The 15,351-nt window shown below is 70.3% G+C and carries 15 protein-coding genes and 1 tRNA gene; 6 read left to right on the top strand and 10 right to left on the bottom strand.

What is annotated here, in order from left to right; all coding sequences use genetic code 11:
* Nucleotides 1-10 precede the first annotated feature (10 nt).
* Nucleotides 11-82, top strand: a tRNA-Gln gene (locus LX12_RS08430).
* Between the two features lie 31 nt (nt 83-113).
* On the opposite strand, the gene LX12_RS08425 is transcribed toward LX12_RS08430, so the two are convergent.
* The gene (locus LX12_RS08425; protein ID WP_253654090.1) at nt 114-494 is read right to left on the bottom strand and encodes a hypothetical protein; all 381 of its coding nucleotides are present in this window, start codon (nt 492-494) and stop codon (nt 114-116) included.
* Nucleotides 495-652: 158 nt separating this feature from the next.
* Nucleotides 653-1,066: a nuclear transport factor 2 family protein gene (locus tag LX12_RS08420; protein WP_253654089.1), complete on the bottom strand. Its 414-nt coding sequence runs from the start codon at nt 1,064-1,066 to the stop codon at nt 653-655.
* Between the two features lie 62 nt (nt 1,067-1,128).
* Here LX12_RS08420 and LX12_RS08415 point away from each other — a divergent pair, with 62 nt between their 5' ends.
* Nucleotides 1,129-1,785, top strand: coding sequence for a TetR/AcrR family transcriptional regulator (locus LX12_RS08415; protein WP_253654578.1), 657 nt, complete (start codon nt 1,129-1,131; stop codon nt 1,783-1,785).
* Nucleotides 1,786-1,797: 12 nt separating this feature from the next.
* Here the strand turns inward: LX12_RS08415 and LX12_RS08410 are convergent, their stop codons facing one another.
* Genes LX12_RS08410 through LX12_RS08395 form a run of 4 tightly spaced genes read right to left on the bottom strand, consistent with a single transcriptional unit; the run spans nt 1,798 to nt 4,696 of the window.
* A complete protein-coding gene (locus LX12_RS08410; RefSeq protein WP_253654088.1) occupies nt 1,798-2,583 on the bottom strand; it encodes a dioxygenase family protein in 786 nt (261 codons plus the stop codon).
* A 47-nt stretch (nt 2,584-2,630) separates the two neighbouring features.
* Entirely contained in the window at nt 2,631-3,146 is a 516-nt protein-coding gene (locus LX12_RS08405; RefSeq protein ID WP_253654087.1) for a GNAT family N-acetyltransferase, read from the bottom strand.
* Nucleotides 3,143-4,030, bottom strand: coding sequence for an SDR family NAD(P)-dependent oxidoreductase (locus tag LX12_RS08400; RefSeq protein WP_253654086.1), 888 nt, complete (start codon nt 4,028-4,030; stop codon nt 3,143-3,145). Before LX12_RS08400 ends, LX12_RS08405 begins: the two co-directional genes overlap by 4 nt.
* A gap of 33 nt (nt 4,031-4,063) precedes the next feature.
* Nucleotides 4,064-4,696 carry a pyridoxamine 5'-phosphate oxidase family protein gene (locus LX12_RS08395; RefSeq protein ID WP_253654085.1) on the bottom strand — a complete coding sequence of 211 codons (633 nt, stop codon included), beginning with the start codon at nt 4,694-4,696 and terminating at the stop codon, nt 4,064-4,066.
* A gap of 60 nt (nt 4,697-4,756) precedes the next feature.
* On the opposite strand from LX12_RS08395, the gene mfd reads away from it, so the two are divergent.
* A complete protein-coding gene (mfd, locus tag LX12_RS08390; RefSeq protein WP_253654084.1) occupies nt 4,757-8,413 on the top strand; it encodes a transcription-repair coupling factor in 3,657 nt (1,218 codons plus the stop codon).
* A 10-nt stretch (nt 8,414-8,423) separates the two neighbouring features.
* Entirely contained in the window at nt 8,424-9,101 is a 678-nt protein-coding gene (locus tag LX12_RS08385; RefSeq protein ID WP_308213986.1) for a nucleoside triphosphate pyrophosphohydrolase, read from the top strand.
* Here the strand turns inward: LX12_RS08385 and LX12_RS08380 are convergent, their stop codons facing one another.
* The 4 genes from LX12_RS08380 to efeU all read right to left on the bottom strand — a co-directional run bounded on the left by LX12_RS08380 (nt 9,102) and on the right by efeU (nt 13,009).
* A complete protein-coding gene (locus LX12_RS08380) occupies nt 9,102-9,521 on the bottom strand; it encodes a hypothetical protein (protein WP_253654083.1) in 420 nt (139 codons plus the stop codon). It lies immediately after the preceding gene.
* Nucleotides 9,522-9,615: 94 nt separating this feature from the next.
* A complete protein-coding gene (gene efeB / locus LX12_RS08375) occupies nt 9,616-10,890 on the bottom strand; it encodes an iron uptake transporter deferrochelatase/peroxidase subunit (protein WP_253654082.1) in 1,275 nt (424 codons plus the stop codon).
* Nucleotides 10,887-12,131, bottom strand: a complete 1,245-nt coding sequence (gene efeO / locus LX12_RS08370; protein WP_253654081.1) for an iron uptake system protein EfeO — start codon at nt 12,129-12,131, stop codon at nt 10,887-10,889. Before efeO ends, efeB begins: the two co-directional genes overlap by 4 nt.
* Nucleotides 12,128-13,009: an iron uptake transporter permease EfeU gene (gene efeU / locus LX12_RS08365; protein ID WP_253654577.1), complete on the bottom strand. Its 882-nt coding sequence runs from the start codon at nt 13,007-13,009 to the stop codon at nt 12,128-12,130. Before efeU ends, efeO begins: the two co-directional genes overlap by 4 nt.
* A 153-nt stretch (nt 13,010-13,162) precedes the next feature.
* On the opposite strand from efeU, the gene LX12_RS08360 reads away from it, so the two are divergent.
* Nucleotides 13,163-13,924 (top strand): lytic transglycosylase domain-containing protein, encoded by a 762-nt coding sequence (locus LX12_RS08360; RefSeq protein ID WP_253654080.1) that lies wholly within the window; start codon nt 13,163-13,165, stop codon nt 13,922-13,924.
* Between the two features lie 138 nt (nt 13,925-14,062).
* Nucleotides 14,063-15,349 carry a phosphopyruvate hydratase gene (gene eno / locus LX12_RS08355; RefSeq protein ID WP_253654079.1) on the top strand — a complete coding sequence of 429 codons (1,287 nt, stop codon included), beginning with the start codon at nt 14,063-14,065 and terminating at the stop codon, nt 15,347-15,349.
* Nucleotides 15,350-15,351: the final 2 nt, after the last annotated feature.

Raw genomic sequence — 15,351 nt, 5'->3', positions numbered from 1 at the left:
CCGGCGCCGGTCCCCCATGGTGTAATCGGCAACACTTCTGATTTTGGTTCAGACATTCCAGGTTCGAGTCCTGGTGGGGGAGCACAGATCCGGCGCCGGGTGACCGGCCGGCGTCAGGGATGGACCTGGCCGCCGTTGTTGCCCGGGTTCAGATCGGGCGTGGCTGACACCGCGTACATGGACAACCGGCCGTAGATCCCGCAGTCGACCTGACTCTCGGTCCTGGTCTCCCCGGGTGCCAGGTCGCCGAGGTAGCGGAACGTCGTCGGAATCCCCAGTGGGACGGACACCTGAATGATCCGTGCCCCTCGGGCCACGCCGGGCCCGTTGTTGGTGACCGTGAGCCCGCACTCGAACGGCGCGCTGTACGTCACGCCCGCGAGATCGGCGGTCAGCGCGAGCGATCCCGGTGCCGCCGCGGCGGATCCGGCGCCCAGGAGGGCGGTGGCCGCGACGGCGGCGCAGGTGGTGGCGAGGGTGATGGTTCGGCGCATGTCAGCTCCCGAGGTGATTCGACGGATCCCGACCCGTGGCAAATCGTACATAGGTACGAGAGAGTCGCGCAGTCGAATCGGACGACGGGCCCCGATCATCGTCCGGTGCCCGCTCCCCGCCTTTCGGCGGAGGGCGCCGCGTGTGCCTGCCACGACCGTCAGTACAGGAAGCACTTCTCCTCGACGCGACGGGTGATGCGCCAGCGGCCGTCGATGCGGCGGTAGGAGTCGTGGTACCAGACGCCGACGGTCAGCACGGTGCCCTCCTCCCCGGCGAAGACCATCGGGTTGAAGCACATGACCGTGCCCGTGGCCTCGTCGCCGTCGAGCTGCAGGTCGATGTTGGCGTTGAGGTGGTAGTACGCCGAGAACAGCGCGAGGTTCTCCCGCAACCAGGGGACGATCTCCGCGGGCGTCCCGACCGCCCCGCCGACGGCGGAGTAGTCGATGTGCGCGTCGACGGTGAACAGGTCGTGCAGGTCGTCGAACTGTCGCCGGTCGACGGCGGTGGCGTAGTCGGTGAGCAGTTGCTGCAGTTCGAGTCGGTCGGAGATCTCCTGCACACTGAGCATGGAGTCACCGTAGTGGGCGGGATGAGAACATGTTCTCGTTCCACTCCGACCTGGAGGAGACGATGGCCGTCGACCGACCCGCCGATGCCGAGCGCGAGGTGCGCGCCGCACCGCGTGCGCGGATGACCGGCGCCCAGCGCCGACTGCAGCTCATCGAGGTCGCGCGGGGCCTCTTCGCCGAACGGGGCTACGAGGGCACCTCCGTGGAGGAGATCGCCCAGCGGGCCGCGGTCTCCAAGCCCGTCGTGTACGAGCACTTCGGCGGCAAGGAGGCCCTCTACGCCGTCATCATCGACCGTGAGATGGAGACCCTGCTCGAGCGGGTGACGTCGTCGCTGACCAACAACCGTTCGCGGTTCCGCCTGGAGGCCGTGGCGTTGGCGCTGCTGACGTACATGGAGGAGCGCACCGACGGGTTCCGCATCCTGGTGCACGGTTCCCCGGCCACCGGTGGCGACCCCAAGTACTCGAGCCTGCTCAACGACGCCATCAGCCAGGTGGAGCACATCCTGGCCGGCGACTTCGAGCGCCGCGGGTTCGACGCCTCGCTCGCCCCGCTCTACGCGCAGGCGCTCGTGGGCATGGTGTCGGTCACCGCGCAGTGGTGGCTCGACGTGCGCGAGCCGTCGAAGGAGGTCGTGGCGGCGCACCTCGTGAACCTCTGCTGGAACGGCCTGACGCATCTCGAGATGGACCCGCGCATCGGCGAGGCCCGCTGAGCCGCACCGGGTTCACCGCAGGGTGATGCTCCGCTTCGACAACCCCATCCAGAAGCCGTCGATCACCTGGTCGGGCACCTGGCCGGGGTCGTCGGACGCGCCCAGGGCGACGAACAACGGGGCGAAGTGCTCGATCGTCGGGTGCGCATAGGGCATACCCGGTGCGCGCGTGCGGAAGTCGACGAGCCCGTCGACGTCGGCGGCGGCCAGTCGCTCGGCCGCCCACGCGTCGAACTCCGCCGACCATCCCGGTGGCGTCGCGGTCGGTGTCGGATCGGTGAGGTACGGCAGCCCGTGGGTGGTGAAGCCGGAGCCCAGCACCAGCACGCCCTCGTCGCGCAGGTCACGCAGACGTCGGCCGAGGTCCATCAGCGACTCGGGCTCCAGCGTCGGCAGCGACACCTGCAGGACGGGGATGTCCGCGTCGGGGTACATCACCGACAGCGGCACGAATGCGCCGTGGTCGAGCCGACGCTCGTCGTCGTGCCGGACCGCGATCGGGTCGGGCATCATCGCGGCGACGCGACGTGCGAGGTCGGGCGCTCCGGGGGAGTCGTAGCTAAGCCGGTAGAAGCGGTCCTCGAATCCCCAGAAGTCGTAGGTCAGGGGCGTCGCGGCGTCGGTCGACCCGATCGTCAGGGGCGCGGACTCCCAGTGCGCGGACAGCACGAGGATCGCCGTCGGGCGGGGGAGCGAGGCGGCGAGATCCCGCAGTTCACCGACCCAGCGGGTGTCGTCCAGCAGGGGCGGGGCGCCGTGGCTGATGAACAGCGCGGGCAGACGGGTGATCGTGCTCATGCCCCTCCAAACGGACCATGGTCCGGATGTGTTCCCGCCCGGCGGGCTCAGGTGCCGGGTACCTCGTATTGCAGCACGGCGCAGTCGATCCAGCGGTCGAACTTCCAACCGATCCGGCGCAGCGTCCCGGTCCGTTCGAACCCGAACCGCTCGTGCAGGCGGATCGACGCGTCGGACTCGATCACGGAGATCACCGCGACCACCCGTCGGACCGACTCCGGGTCGAGATCGGCGAGCAGGGCGCGCAACAGCGCGGACCCGAGACCGCGACCGGTCGCGTCGGGACGGAGGTAGATGCTGTCCTCGGTCGTCCAGTCGTAGGCGGTCTTCGTCCGGAAGTCACCGAGATAGGCGTAGCCCAGCACCCGGTCGGGGTCGTCGGTGTCGACGGCGACGAGGAACGGGCGGCCGCGCCCGGTGATCGACGCGAGTCGCGCGCGCCACTCCTCGACCGCCGGGGCGGTGTAGTCGAAGGTGATGACCGTCTGCGCGACGTAGTGGGAGTAGATCTCGGCGATCTGATCGAGATCGGACTCGACGGCGGGCCGGATGTCGAGACTCACAGGGGGAACTCCGATCGTGTCTGGGCGGCCGCGGCCTCCCACAGCAGCCCCGCGGCGCGCAGGTCCGACGCCGCCTGCGACCGTCCGACGAGCGTCGGGGCGCCCCGGATGCCGCGGCCGCGCGGACCGACGAACGCCCCGGGTGGGACGGGCATCGTCGCGGCGTACAACTCGCAGTCGGCCGCACGCTCGGCGGTGTTCGCCACACGGGCCGCTGCCCAGATGACCCCGTCGTTGACCGCCTGCAACGGTGTGAGGCTGGTGATCTCGGTCGCCGCGACGCCGGGGTGGCACAGGACGGCGGCGGTGCGCGACCCCGCCTCGCGCAGTCGCCGGTCGAGCTCGAGCGCCCACTGGGCGTTGGCCAGCTTGGAGTCGGCGTAGGCGCGCTTCTGCGACCAGCGTCGCCTCGCGAAGTGCAGGTCGGCGGGGTCGACGACACCGAGGCGGTGCACGAGGGACGTCACGACGACCACGCGATCGCGGACACGGGGCAGCACGGTGTTGGTCAGCAGGAACGGGCCGAGCAGGTTCGTGGCCATCCCCGACTCGAAACCGTCGGCCGTGTACTCGGGTGCGGCCGGGATGATCCCGGCGTTGTGCAGCAGGACGTCGACGTCGTCGAGGCCGTCGGCGAACCGCAGGATCGAGTCCCGGTCGGTGAGGTCGAGACCGCGGCCGACGACCTGCGCACCGGTGTCCGCCGCGACGGTCGCGGCCACATCCGCCGCGGACTCGTCCGAACGGCCCGTGATCACCACGCGTGCCCCGGAGGCCGCCGCCGCGCGGGCCGTCGCGAGGCCGATGCCCCGGGTGCCGCCGGTGACGACGATCGAGCGGCCGTCGAGGCGGGGCATGTGCGCCGCCGTCCAGGTCGAGGTCATGGCGCGAACGATATCGGGCGTCGCGCCGGGTTCTCAGTACAGGAGGCGGCGGTAATTGTCGTCGCGGTAGTGCTCCTGCAGCTCGGCGAGGTCGCTGTCGGTGTGGACGCGGTGGGCGATCTCGGCGACCGTCGGCAACTCGTCGGGGTGCCACGTCGTCGGGTCCCACAGGTGGGAGCGCAGGAACGCCTTCGCGCAGTGGAAGAACACCTCGTCGACGGTGACCTCGACCGCGAGGATCGGTCGGTTGCCCTGCACCACCATCGCGTCGAAGTACGGCGCGTCGGAGACGATCCGCGCGTGACCGTTCACCCGAAGGGTGTCGCCCCGGCCGGGGACGAGGAACAGGGTCCCCGCTCGCCGCGTCTGGAGGATGTTGCGGTAGCCGTCGACGCGACGGTTGCCGGGCCGTTCGGGGATCGCGATCGTCGTGTCGTCGAGGACGTGGACGAACCCGGCCGGGTCGCCCTTGGGGGACGCGTCGACGCGGCCGTCGGCGTCGACGGTCGAGAGCACCACGAAGGGCGACGCCGCGATCCACTCCCGGTGGACGTCGGAGAGGCGGCCGCGGACCTTGGTCGCCGCGCGCTGGTTCGGCGTGCCGACGATGTCCTCGAGCTGCGCGACGGAGGTGACGGTGTGGTCGGTGGGGCCCGCGGTCGTCATGGGGTCATCGTCGCACCGCCGATGTCCGGGTGACGAGGTGTTTTCTCTAGGATGGACAGAGTGCCATCCACTCTGGCCGTGGGGTCCCCTCTCGCCGGTCTCACCGAGGTCGCCTGCGCAGATCCCGCCATCGCAGCGATCCGCGACAGCATCGGCCGTCCTCAGCTCGACATCGTCGCGCCCGACGCTGCGCGCCCCTTCCTGCTCGCCGCCGCGGCCGGCGGCGAGACCCGTGCGCCGATCCTCGTCGTGTCGGCGAACGGCCGGGAGGCCGAGGACCTGACGGCCGAGTTGCGGGCGATGCTCGGCGACGGCGTCGTCGACTTCCCGTCCTGGGAGACCCTCCCGCACGAGCGCCTGTCTCCGAGCGCCGACACCGTCGGGCGGCGCCTGCAGGTGCTCTACCGGCTGTCGCATCCCGAGGACGACTCGTACGGCCCGCCGGTCCAGGTCGTCGTGACGACCGTCCGCTCACTGATCCAGCCGATGGCCCCCGACGCCGGGACCGTCGAGCCGATCGTGCTGCGCGAGGGCGCCGAGTTCGACTTCGACGACCTGCTCGCCCGTCTGGTCGAGATGGCCTACACCCGCGCCGACATGGTCGGGAAGCGGGGGGAGTTCGCGGTGCGCGGCGGCATCCTCGACATCTTCCCGTCGACCGCCGACCACCCGGTCCGCGTGGAGTTCTGGGGCGACGAGATCACCGAGCAGCGGGCGTTCTCCGTCGCCGACCAGCGCAGCCAACCCGAGGTCGACGCGTCGCTCGTGCACATCCACCCGTGTCGCGAGCTGCTGCTGACCGACGAGGTCCGTCGTCGGGCGGAGGAACTCGGGGCGGCCCAGACCGGCGACCGGGCCACCGCCGAGATGTTCGCCAAGCTGGCCGAGGGCATCCCCGTCGAGGGGATGGAGGCGCTGATCCCCGCGCTGGTGGACGGCCGGATGCGTCTTCTCGCCGAGGTGATGCCCGAGCGCACCCACATCGTCGTGCTGGACCCGGAAAAGGTCCGCACCCGTGCCGCCGACCTCTCGGCCACGGGCATGGAGTTCCTCGAGGCGTCGTGGACCGCCGCGGCCACCGGCGGGGACGCACCGCTGGACTCCGGTGCCGACGGGTCCGCGATGGGTGGCGTGGACCTGCAGGCCAGCGCCTACCGACCGCTCGACGAGGTGCGCGAGACGGTGATCGCCGCGCGCCGTCCCTGGTGGACGGTCTCGCCGCTGGCCAGTGGCCCCGAGGACGACGAGTACACGCTCGTCGTCGACATCACGCCCGGGCCGGCCCCGCGAGGCAACGAGGACGAGGTCGCGACGACGTTCGCGTCGCTGCGCGCCCACGTCAGCACCGGCGGGCGCGCCGCGATCGTCGTGCAGGGCAAGGGGACCGCGCAGCGTTACCGCGAACGGCTCGGTGAGGCCGAGGTGCCTGCGGCCATCGTCGACGAGGGCGCCACGCCCGACGAAGGTGTCGTCTCGGTGATGTGTGGGCCGCTTCGCCACGGGATCGTCTGTCCCGGTGCGGGACTGGTCGTCGTGTCCGAGGCCGACCTGACGGGGACCCGGGTCGCCGCCGCCGGTGACGGCAAGCGCATGCCGGCCAAGCGCCGCAACACCGTCGACCCGTTGGCGCTGAGCGCCGGTGACCTCGTCGTGCACGACCAGCACGGCATCGGCAAGTTCGTCGAGATGATCGAGCGGACCGTGGGCGGTGCCCGCCGCGAGTACCTCGTGCTCGAGTACGCGGCGTCGAAGCGGGGCCACCCGGGCGACCGGCTGTTCGTCCCGATGGACTCCCTCGACCAGCTGTCGCGCTACGTCGGCGGCGAGCAGCCGTCGCTGTCGAAGCTCGGCGGGTCCGACTGGCAGAACACCAAACGCAAGGCGCGCAAGGCGGTCCGCGAGATCGCCGGCGAGCTCGTCGCGCTGTACGCCGCGCGGCACGCCGCCCCCGGTCACGCGTTCGCACCCGACACGCCGTGGCAGGCCGAGATGGAGGACGCGTTCGGGTTCACCGAGACCGTCGACCAGATGACCGTCATCGGCGAGGTGAAGTCCGACATGGAGAAGGCGGTCCCGATGGACCGCGTCATCGTCGGTGACGTCGGCTACGGCAAGACCGAGATCGCGGTCCGCGCCGCTTTCAAGGCCGTCCAGGACGGCAAGCAGGTCGCCGTCCTCGTCCCGACCACCATTCTCGCGCAACAGCATCTGCAGACGTTCACCGAGCGGATGTCGGGGTTCCCGGTCCGCATCCGGGGGCTGTCGCGGTTCACCGACGCCAAGGAGTCACGCGAGATCATCGACGAGATGGCCGAGGGCGGTGTCGACATCGTCGTCGGCACGCACCGTCTGCTGCAGACCGGTGTGCGCTGGAAGGATCTCGGTCTCGTCATCGTCGACGAGGAGCAGCGCTTCGGTGTCGAGCACAAGGAACACATCAAGTCGCTGCGCACGCACGTCGACGTCCTGACGATGTCGGCGACGCCGATCCCGCGCACGCTGGAGATGTCTATGGCCGGCATCCGTGAGATGTCCACCATCCTCACCCCGCCCGAGGAGCGGCACCCCGTCCTGACGTATGTCGGTGCCTACCAACCGAAACAGGTCGCCGCGGCGATCCGGCGAGAACTCCTGCGGGACGGTCAGGTCTTCTACGTCCACAACCGCGTCAGCTCCATCGACCGCACCGCCAAGCAGGTGCAGGACATGGTCCCCGAGGCACGCGTCGTGGTGGCGCACGGCCAGATGAACGAGGACCAACTCGAGCGGACCGTCGCCGGGTTCTGGAACCGCGAGTACGACGTCCTGGTGTGCACCACCATCATCGAGACCGGCCTCGACATCTCGAACGCGAACACCCTCATCGTCGACCGGGCCGAGGCGCTCGGGTTGTCGCAGCTGCACCAGCTGCGCGGCCGCGTCGGTCGGTCCCGAGAGCGCGGGTACGCGTACCTGCTCTACAGCGCGGAGAAGCCGCTCACCGAGACCGCATACGACCGGTTGTCGACCATCGCGCAGAACAACGAGCTCGGCGCGGGTATGGCCGTGGCGCTCAAGGACCTCGAGCTGCGCGGTGCCGGCAACGTGCTCGGCGCCGAGCAGTCGGGGCACGTGGCCGGTGTCGGGTTCGACCTGTACGTGCGGCTGGTGGGGGAGGCCGTCGAGGCCTACCGCGCGGCCGCCGACGGCCAGCCGATCGCGACCGAGGAGTCGAAGGAGGTCCGCATCGACCTCCCCGTCGACGCACACATCCCCGCCGACTACGTCGACTCCGACCGTCTGCGCCTCGAGGCGTACCGCAAGCTCGCGTCGGCGACCTCCGACGACGACGTCCGCGCCGTCGTCGACGAGATGCTCGACCGGTACGGGCCTCTGCCGGAGGAGGTCTCGCGACTGGTGTCGGTGGCCAAGCTGCGGATCCTGGCCCGCGAGAGCTGTGTCACGGAGATCGGCATGGCCGGCACCGGCGTGAAGATCGCCCCGGTGGACCTGCTCGACAGCCAGCAGATCCGTGTGAAGCGTGTGTTCCAGGGGTCGACGTACCGCGCGACGACGTCGGTGCTCACCGTGCCGGTGCCGCGGACGTCGGGCCTGGGCAGTGCGCGGGTGCGTGACGTGGAGCTGATCCAGTTCGTCGCCGACGTGCTGTCGGTGGTGAGCGGCAACGACCCCGGGTCGCGCGACATGCGTGGGCCCGTCGTGACCGAGGCCTCGTGATGGGCGCCGAGTGACCGATCCCGAACGGCGTACGGGCGAGGCGCTGCTCGACGCCGTCGAGCTGATGGACCGCCTCCGTCGCGTCGGTCCGTGGGAGGGCACGCAGACCCACGACTCGCTGCGGCGGTATCTGCTGGAGGAGACCTACGAACTGCTCGACGCGATCGAGACGGGCAACCGCGACGACATCGTCGAGGAACTGTCGGACCTGTTGCTGCAGGTGCTGTTCCACGCGCGGATCGGTGCCGACCGCGACGAGGCCCCCTTCGACATCGACGACGTCGCGCGGGCGTTCACGGAGAAGATCTCGGCACGGTCGGCGGGCGTGCTCGCCGGCGAGACCGACCTGGCGACGCAGATCGCGCAGTGGGAGCAGAACAAGGCGACGGAGAAGCGGCGCGACTCCGTGCTCGACGGCGTGCCGACCGCCCAACCCGCACTCGCGTTGACGCAGAAGGTGATCGAGCGCCTGGACGCCGCCGGGTTCCCGCGCGACATGATCCCGGAGTCGCTGCTGACCGTGCACCTGGCGGCGGATCTGGCCACCGACGACGAGTCGAGCGTCGAGGACCGTCAGCGCACCCGTGTCGTCGCGTTCGTCGAGCAGGTCCGCACCGCGGAATCGGCGTTGCGGGCGGCCGGTGTCAGCGCACCCGACGCCGACGACTGGCGTCGCGCGCTGGGGTGATCACTCGTCGGTCGCCGGTGGGTCGTGGCGGAGGATGTCGTCGGCCGGGAGCCACAGCGGGATCTCGGTGAACCGCTCCGGCCACGACGGGTAGGCCGGACGGACCCACACCTGCGTGTCGTCGAGCTGGGTCAACACGACACGTCGCCACCGCCAGTCCGGGTGCGGCCGTGTGAGGTCGGTGTCGCGGGTGATGGGTGTCGGCATCAGCGCCCAGCAGCGGTCGCTGAGGGACGCCAGACCGCGCGCGACCAGCACGTCGTGCGCCTGCTCGAACTCCAGTCCCGCCGCGACGGTCTGGCCGACGGGGTTGACCGCGTCGACGAGGTCGTCGTCGCGATCGGTGACCGTCCACCCGACGATCTCCCCGTCCGACGGCCGTCGCACGGGTATCCGACTGCGCCACAGGTCGAGATCCACACGTCCACGCTACCGACGTCCCCGGCGTCGATCCGAGGCATTTCTTCCCGCTGGGCGGGAACAACTGCCTCGGATGACCGGTTGCGGCGGGGGGTCAGGACTCGAAGAGGCGCTGCCCCCACCACTCGCCGGAGCCGAGGCCGGGTGGGCAGGCGAACAGGGCGCTGCCGTTGTGGGTGAGGTACTCCATCATCGCGTCCTTGGACGCGAGCGCCCGTTGCATCGGCACGAACTGCTTGCCCGGGTCGCGGCAGTAGGCGATGAAGAACAGTCCGGCGTCGAGGTGCCCGAACCCGTCGGAGCCGTCGGTGAAGTTGTAGCCGCGCCGCAGGATCTGGATGCCGCCGAGGTTGTCGGGGTGGGCCAGCCGCACGTGCGCGTTGCGGGCGATGACGGGCCCGTCGCCGGTGGCCACCGAGAAGTCCGGGGTGTCGTTCTCGTTCGTCATGCCCAGGGGCGCACCGACTCCCTTGGTCCGCCCGACGATCGCCTCCTGCTCGGCGAGGTTCGCGCGGTCCCACGGCTCGATGTCCATGCGGATCCGCCGTGCCACGAGGTACGAGCCGCCGGCCATCCACGCCGCCTTGCCGGGGACGTCGGACGGGTCGACCCACACCCAGCGGTTCAGCACGTCGGTCTGGTCGGCGCGGATGTTGGCCGTCCCGTCCTTGAACCCGAACATGTTCCGCGGGGTCTGCTGCGACGACGTCGTGCTGGAGGTCCGACCGAAACCGAGCTGCGACCATCGGACGCTGACGACGCCGAAGCCCATCCGGGCCAGGTTGCGGATCGCGTGGACCGCGACCTGCGGATCGTTGGCGCACGCCTGCACGCAGATGTCACCGAAGCTGCGGGTCGGCTCGATCGCGTCCTTGGCGAACGTCGGCAGGTCGACGAGCGCGGCGGGACGGTGGTCGCCGAGCCCGAACCTGTCGGTGCGGTTCGGGTCCGACGCGCTCGGGCCGAACAGACCGGGCCCGAACCCGATCGTCAGCGTCAGAGACGAGGCGTCCAGACCGAGGGCCTCACCGGTGTCGGCGGGCGGCATGTACTCGCCGTGGTCGACGGCGCCGCCGGCGACGGTCTCCTCGCCACGCGTCATGCGCTCGGCCGCGGCGGTCCACCGCTGCAGCATGTCGACCAGGTCGGCCTTCGAGTCGGTGATGACGTCGAACGAGGCGAAGTGCAGCCGATCCTGTGCGGCGGTGATGATCCCGGCCTGACGCTCGCCGCGGAAGGGGACCACGCCCGCGGCGGAGGTGCTGTCCTCGGCCGTGCTGCGCCCGACCGCCACGCCCGCGGCGGCCGCAGCGACCACACCGGCTCCGGCGCCGCCGAGCAGGGCCCGGCGTGAGAACCCGCCGCTCACTGCTGCAGGACCAGCCCCGGCACCTGGCTCAGCGACTGCGACAGCGCGTCGATCTGGTCGGAGAGTGCCTTGCGCTTGTCCTCGGGGACGGTGTCGTACGAGGCGTAGCCGTCACCGGAGCGGAACGCGTTGATGTCGGTGCGGATCGCGGCGAACTGCTGGGTGATCTTGTCCATCAGGGCGGGGTTCTTCGCGGAGATGATCGGCTGCATGTCGGCGATCAGCGTCTCCGACCCGTCGATGTTGGCGGCGAAGTCGAACAGGTCGGTGTGGGAGTAGCGGTCCTCCTCCCCGCCGACCTTGGTGGCGGCGACCTCGTCGACGAGCGCCTGCGGGCCCTTGACGAACGACTGTGTCTCGAAGGTGAAGTCGGGCTTGTTCACCTCGGTGCGCAGCCGGTTGACGTCGGTGTTCAGCTGCCGCGCGACGCCGTCGATGTTCTGCTTGGTGTCGGTGGCCTTCGCGTTCGTCATGTCCGCAGGGGCGACGTCGCCGGGCTGCTCGCCCACGTCGGCCTGCTGCGGCGGCCACAGGAACCGCTCGAGGCGGTGGAAGCCGGTGAACGGCTCGGTGCCGTCGGCGGTGTCGTCCCAGCGCATGTCGATCGCGGGGTCGAGATCGGGGAAGGACTCGGCGACGGGTTCGATCCGCTCGTAGAACGTGCGCGTCAGACCGAACTGGGCGCGGGCCGCGTCCAGGTTGCCCGCGATGATCTCGTCGGTGAACGACTTCGTCTGTGCGGTCAGTCCGTCGAGCTGGCCGCGGACGTAGGTCAGATAGGTGGACTTCGCCTGCTGCACGCTCGCCGGTGCCTGCTGCTTCTCCTTCTTCTCACCGGTGACGGTGAGCTGCTTGCGGATCCCGTCGCCGACCATCCCGGGCTTGCAGGCGGTCTGGTAGGTGCCGGGGTCGACGACCTCGACGGTGAGCTTGCCGGTGAGGCCGGGCCCGATGTTCTCGACCTCGCCGAGCACCCGGTTGTTGTTGCCGTAGACGTAGAACTCGGTGACCTTGTCGCCGTTGTTGGTGACCGCGAAATCGACGGTGCCGGTGGACGCCTCGGTCCGAGACAGGTCGCACGACGAGTCGGTCGACGTGACGGCGATCGCGCCGTCGGACGACGACGACTTCGCGGTGCAGCCGGCCGTCAGCGCGACGGCGGCGATCGCGGCGCACGCCGCGGACGTGGTGACGAGGCTTCGCTTCACCGGTGGTGCCTTTCTCGTTGTCGGCGCGCTCATGCGGCCGGCACGGGGGTGCTCGCGGTGTCGGGACGAACGCGCGATGCGGGGGAGGGGCGGAAGAACAGGGTCATCACGACGGCGAGGTAGACGCACCAGGCGACGACCTGCAACACGGTCGGGTCCGGCCGGAAGTTGAAGATCCCGGCGAGAAGCGTGCCGTACCAGGACGACTGGTCGTAGACCGACGAGATGTCGAAGGCGCGGTCGCCGAGTCCGGGGAGCCATCCGACGGTCTGGACGGCGCGCACGCCGTAGGCGAGGATGCCTGCCGCGACGACCACGAGGAACGCGCCGGTCCAGGTGAAGAACTTCTGCAGGTCGATGCGGACCGTGCCCTGGTAGAGCCCGGTCGTGAGCACCACGGCGACCAGCACACCGACGAGCAGCCCCACCAACGGCCAGCTGCTCCCCGAGGTGTTCTCGGCGTAGCCGACCATCAACAGCGCGGTCTCGAGCCCCTCACGGCCGACGGCGAGGAACGCCAGCAGCAGCACCGCGGGGGCACCCAGCTGCAGCGCGCGACCCATCCCGGCCTTGAGGTCCGAGGAGATGTGCGCGGCCGCCCGGCGCATCCACAGGACCATTCCCGTCACGATGACGACGGCGACGAGGGACGCGACCCCGGCGACGGCCTCGGCGGCGAGTCCGGAGATGGTGGAGGTCCCGTAGTGGATACCGGCGAACACGGCGAGGACCATCACGACGGCCGCGGCGACACCGAGCCACACCCACCGCAGGGCGTCGCGGCGATCGGACTTGACCAGGAACGCCACCAGGATCATCACGACGATGCCGGTCTCGAGACCCTCGCGGACGCCGATGAGACCGCTGCCGAGGAGCTGTGACGCGACCGACGGACTGCTCACTGTGCCGATCCCCTTCGGACGTACGGGCCATAGCTTAGGCTGGGCAACCTTCGGTTAGGCTGGCCTCAGCTGACAGTACTCCTCACGGCGTGGGAACGATAATCACTCGCCACGAGTTGGCAGTCTGAGCCCGTGATCGTCGGGCACAGGAGGAGTGAGGAGATGCCGGGCACCCGCCGTCGGCCGCAGCGCCGGCTCGCGAGGCTGATCGCCCCCGTCGTCCTGCTCGTCGTCGCCGTCGCGGCGACCGCGTGCATCGACCTGCCGGGCAGGCCGGACGTCGACATCCCCGACGGTGTCCCGCCCGGACCGGGAGCGGCCGTCCCGTATCTCGACATCAACGCCCCCGGTCGCACCGCCGACCGCCTCGAGGCATGGGCGCGACCGCTCTCGGAGGGCACCGGCATCCCGCTCATCGCGATGGAGGCCTACGGCAACGCAGCGGAGATCCAGCGCCAGCAACACCCCGAGTGCGGCCTGGCGTGGACCACGCTCGCCGGCATCGCCGGGGTCGAGAGCAAGCACGGCACGTACCGGGGTGCGCGGATCGCACCGAACGGCGACGTCAGCCCGCCCATCCGGGGCGTGAAGCTCGACGGCACGGCCGGCAACCTGACCATCCGCGACACCGACGGCGGGACGATGGACGGCGACGCCCAGCACGACCGCGCGATGGGTCCGTTCCAGTTCATCCCGGAGACGTGGAAGCGCTACGGCGTGGACGCCAACGGTGACGGTGTCGCGAACCCGGACAACATCGACGACGCGGCCCTGTCGGCGGCGCGCTACCTGTGCGTCTCCGGCGGTGACCTCACGACGGCGGAGGGGTGGCAGAAGGCGGTGCGCGTCTACAACAACTCACGCAAGTACGTGCTCGACGTGCGTGACCACGCGAACGCCTACTCCATCAACGTCCGCTTCTGACACAGGTCACCCGACGCGACGGCCCGCCCGGGCGCGTCCGGCGGAGGGGATCGGCCTCCACGCACTAGTCTTTGACGCGACACGACCCGGCCTGCTGGTGGCGCCGGGGGAGCGCGCAGGACGAAAGGTGGACCTCACGTGGCGATCATCGAGCAGGTCGGGGCTCGCGAGATCCTCGACTCCCGGGGCAACCCGACCGTCGAGGTCGAGGTCGCCCTCGAGGACGGCACGTTCACCCGGGCAGCCGTGCCCTCGGGTGCCTCGACCGGTGAGCACGAGGCCGTCGAGCTCCGCGACGGCGGCGACCGCTACGGCGGCAAGGGCGTGACGAAGGCCGTCGAGGCCGTCCTCGGCGACATCGCCCCCGCCGTCATCGGCATCGAGGCCGACGACCAGCGCGTCGTCGACCAGGCCCTGCTCGATCTCGACGGCACCGCCGACAAGTCCCGGCTGGGAGCCAACGCCCTCCTCGGCGTCTCCCTCGCCGTCGCGAAGGGTGCCGCGGAGTCGGCCGGACTGCCGCTCTTCCGCTACATCGGTGGCCCGAACGCACACATCCTGCCGGTCCCGATGATGAACATCCTCAACGGCGGCGCGCACGCCGACACCGGTGTGGACGTGCAGGAGTTCATGGTCGCCCCGATCGGCGCGCCGACCTTCAAGGAGTCCCTGCGCTGGGGCGCAGAGGTCTACCACTCGTTGAAGTCGGTGCTGAAGAAGAAGGGCCTCGCGACCGGTCTCGGCGACGAGGGCGGATTCGCCCCCGACGTCGCCGGCACCACGGCCGCACTCGAGCTCATCAGCGAGGCCATCGCGGCCACGGGGCTGCGGCTCGGCGCCGACGTCGCCCTCGCGCTCGACGTCGCGGCCACCGAGTTCTACACCGCGGGAACGGGATACGCCTTCGAGAAGGAGACGCGCTCCGCCGAGGAGATGGCGTCGTTCTACGCGCAGCTGATCTCCGACTTCCCGCTGGTGTCGATCGAGGACCCGCTCGACGAGAACGACTGGGACGGCTGGGTGTCGCTCACCGACACGATCGGCGACAAGGTGCAGCTCGTCGGCGACGACCTGTTCGTCACCAACCCCGAGCGCCTCGAGCAGGGCATCAACCGCGGCGCGGCCAACGCGCTGCTGGTGAAGGTCAACCAGATCGGCACGCTCACCGAGACGCTCGACGCCGTCGCGCTCGCCCACAACAGCGGCTACAAGACGATGATGAGCCACCGTTCCGGCGAGACCGAGGACACCACGATCGCCGACCTGGCCGTGGCCTGCAGCTGCGGGCAGATCAAGACCGGCGCACCCGCGCGCAGCGAGCGCGTCGCCAAGTACAACCAGTTGCTGCGGATCGAGGAGCAGCTCGGCGACGCCGCCCGCTACGCCGGTGACCTCGCCTTCCCGCGCTTCTCGTTCGAGGGCTGAGA

This window comes from Williamsia serinedens, assembly GCF_024171725.1.
In the GTDB taxonomy this organism is placed as follows: Bacteria; Actinomycetota; Actinomycetes; order Mycobacteriales; family Mycobacteriaceae; genus Williamsia_A; species Williamsia_A serinedens.
Note: the sequence above shows the minus strand (reverse complement) of the source record. Positions and strands in the feature narration are given on the sequence as shown.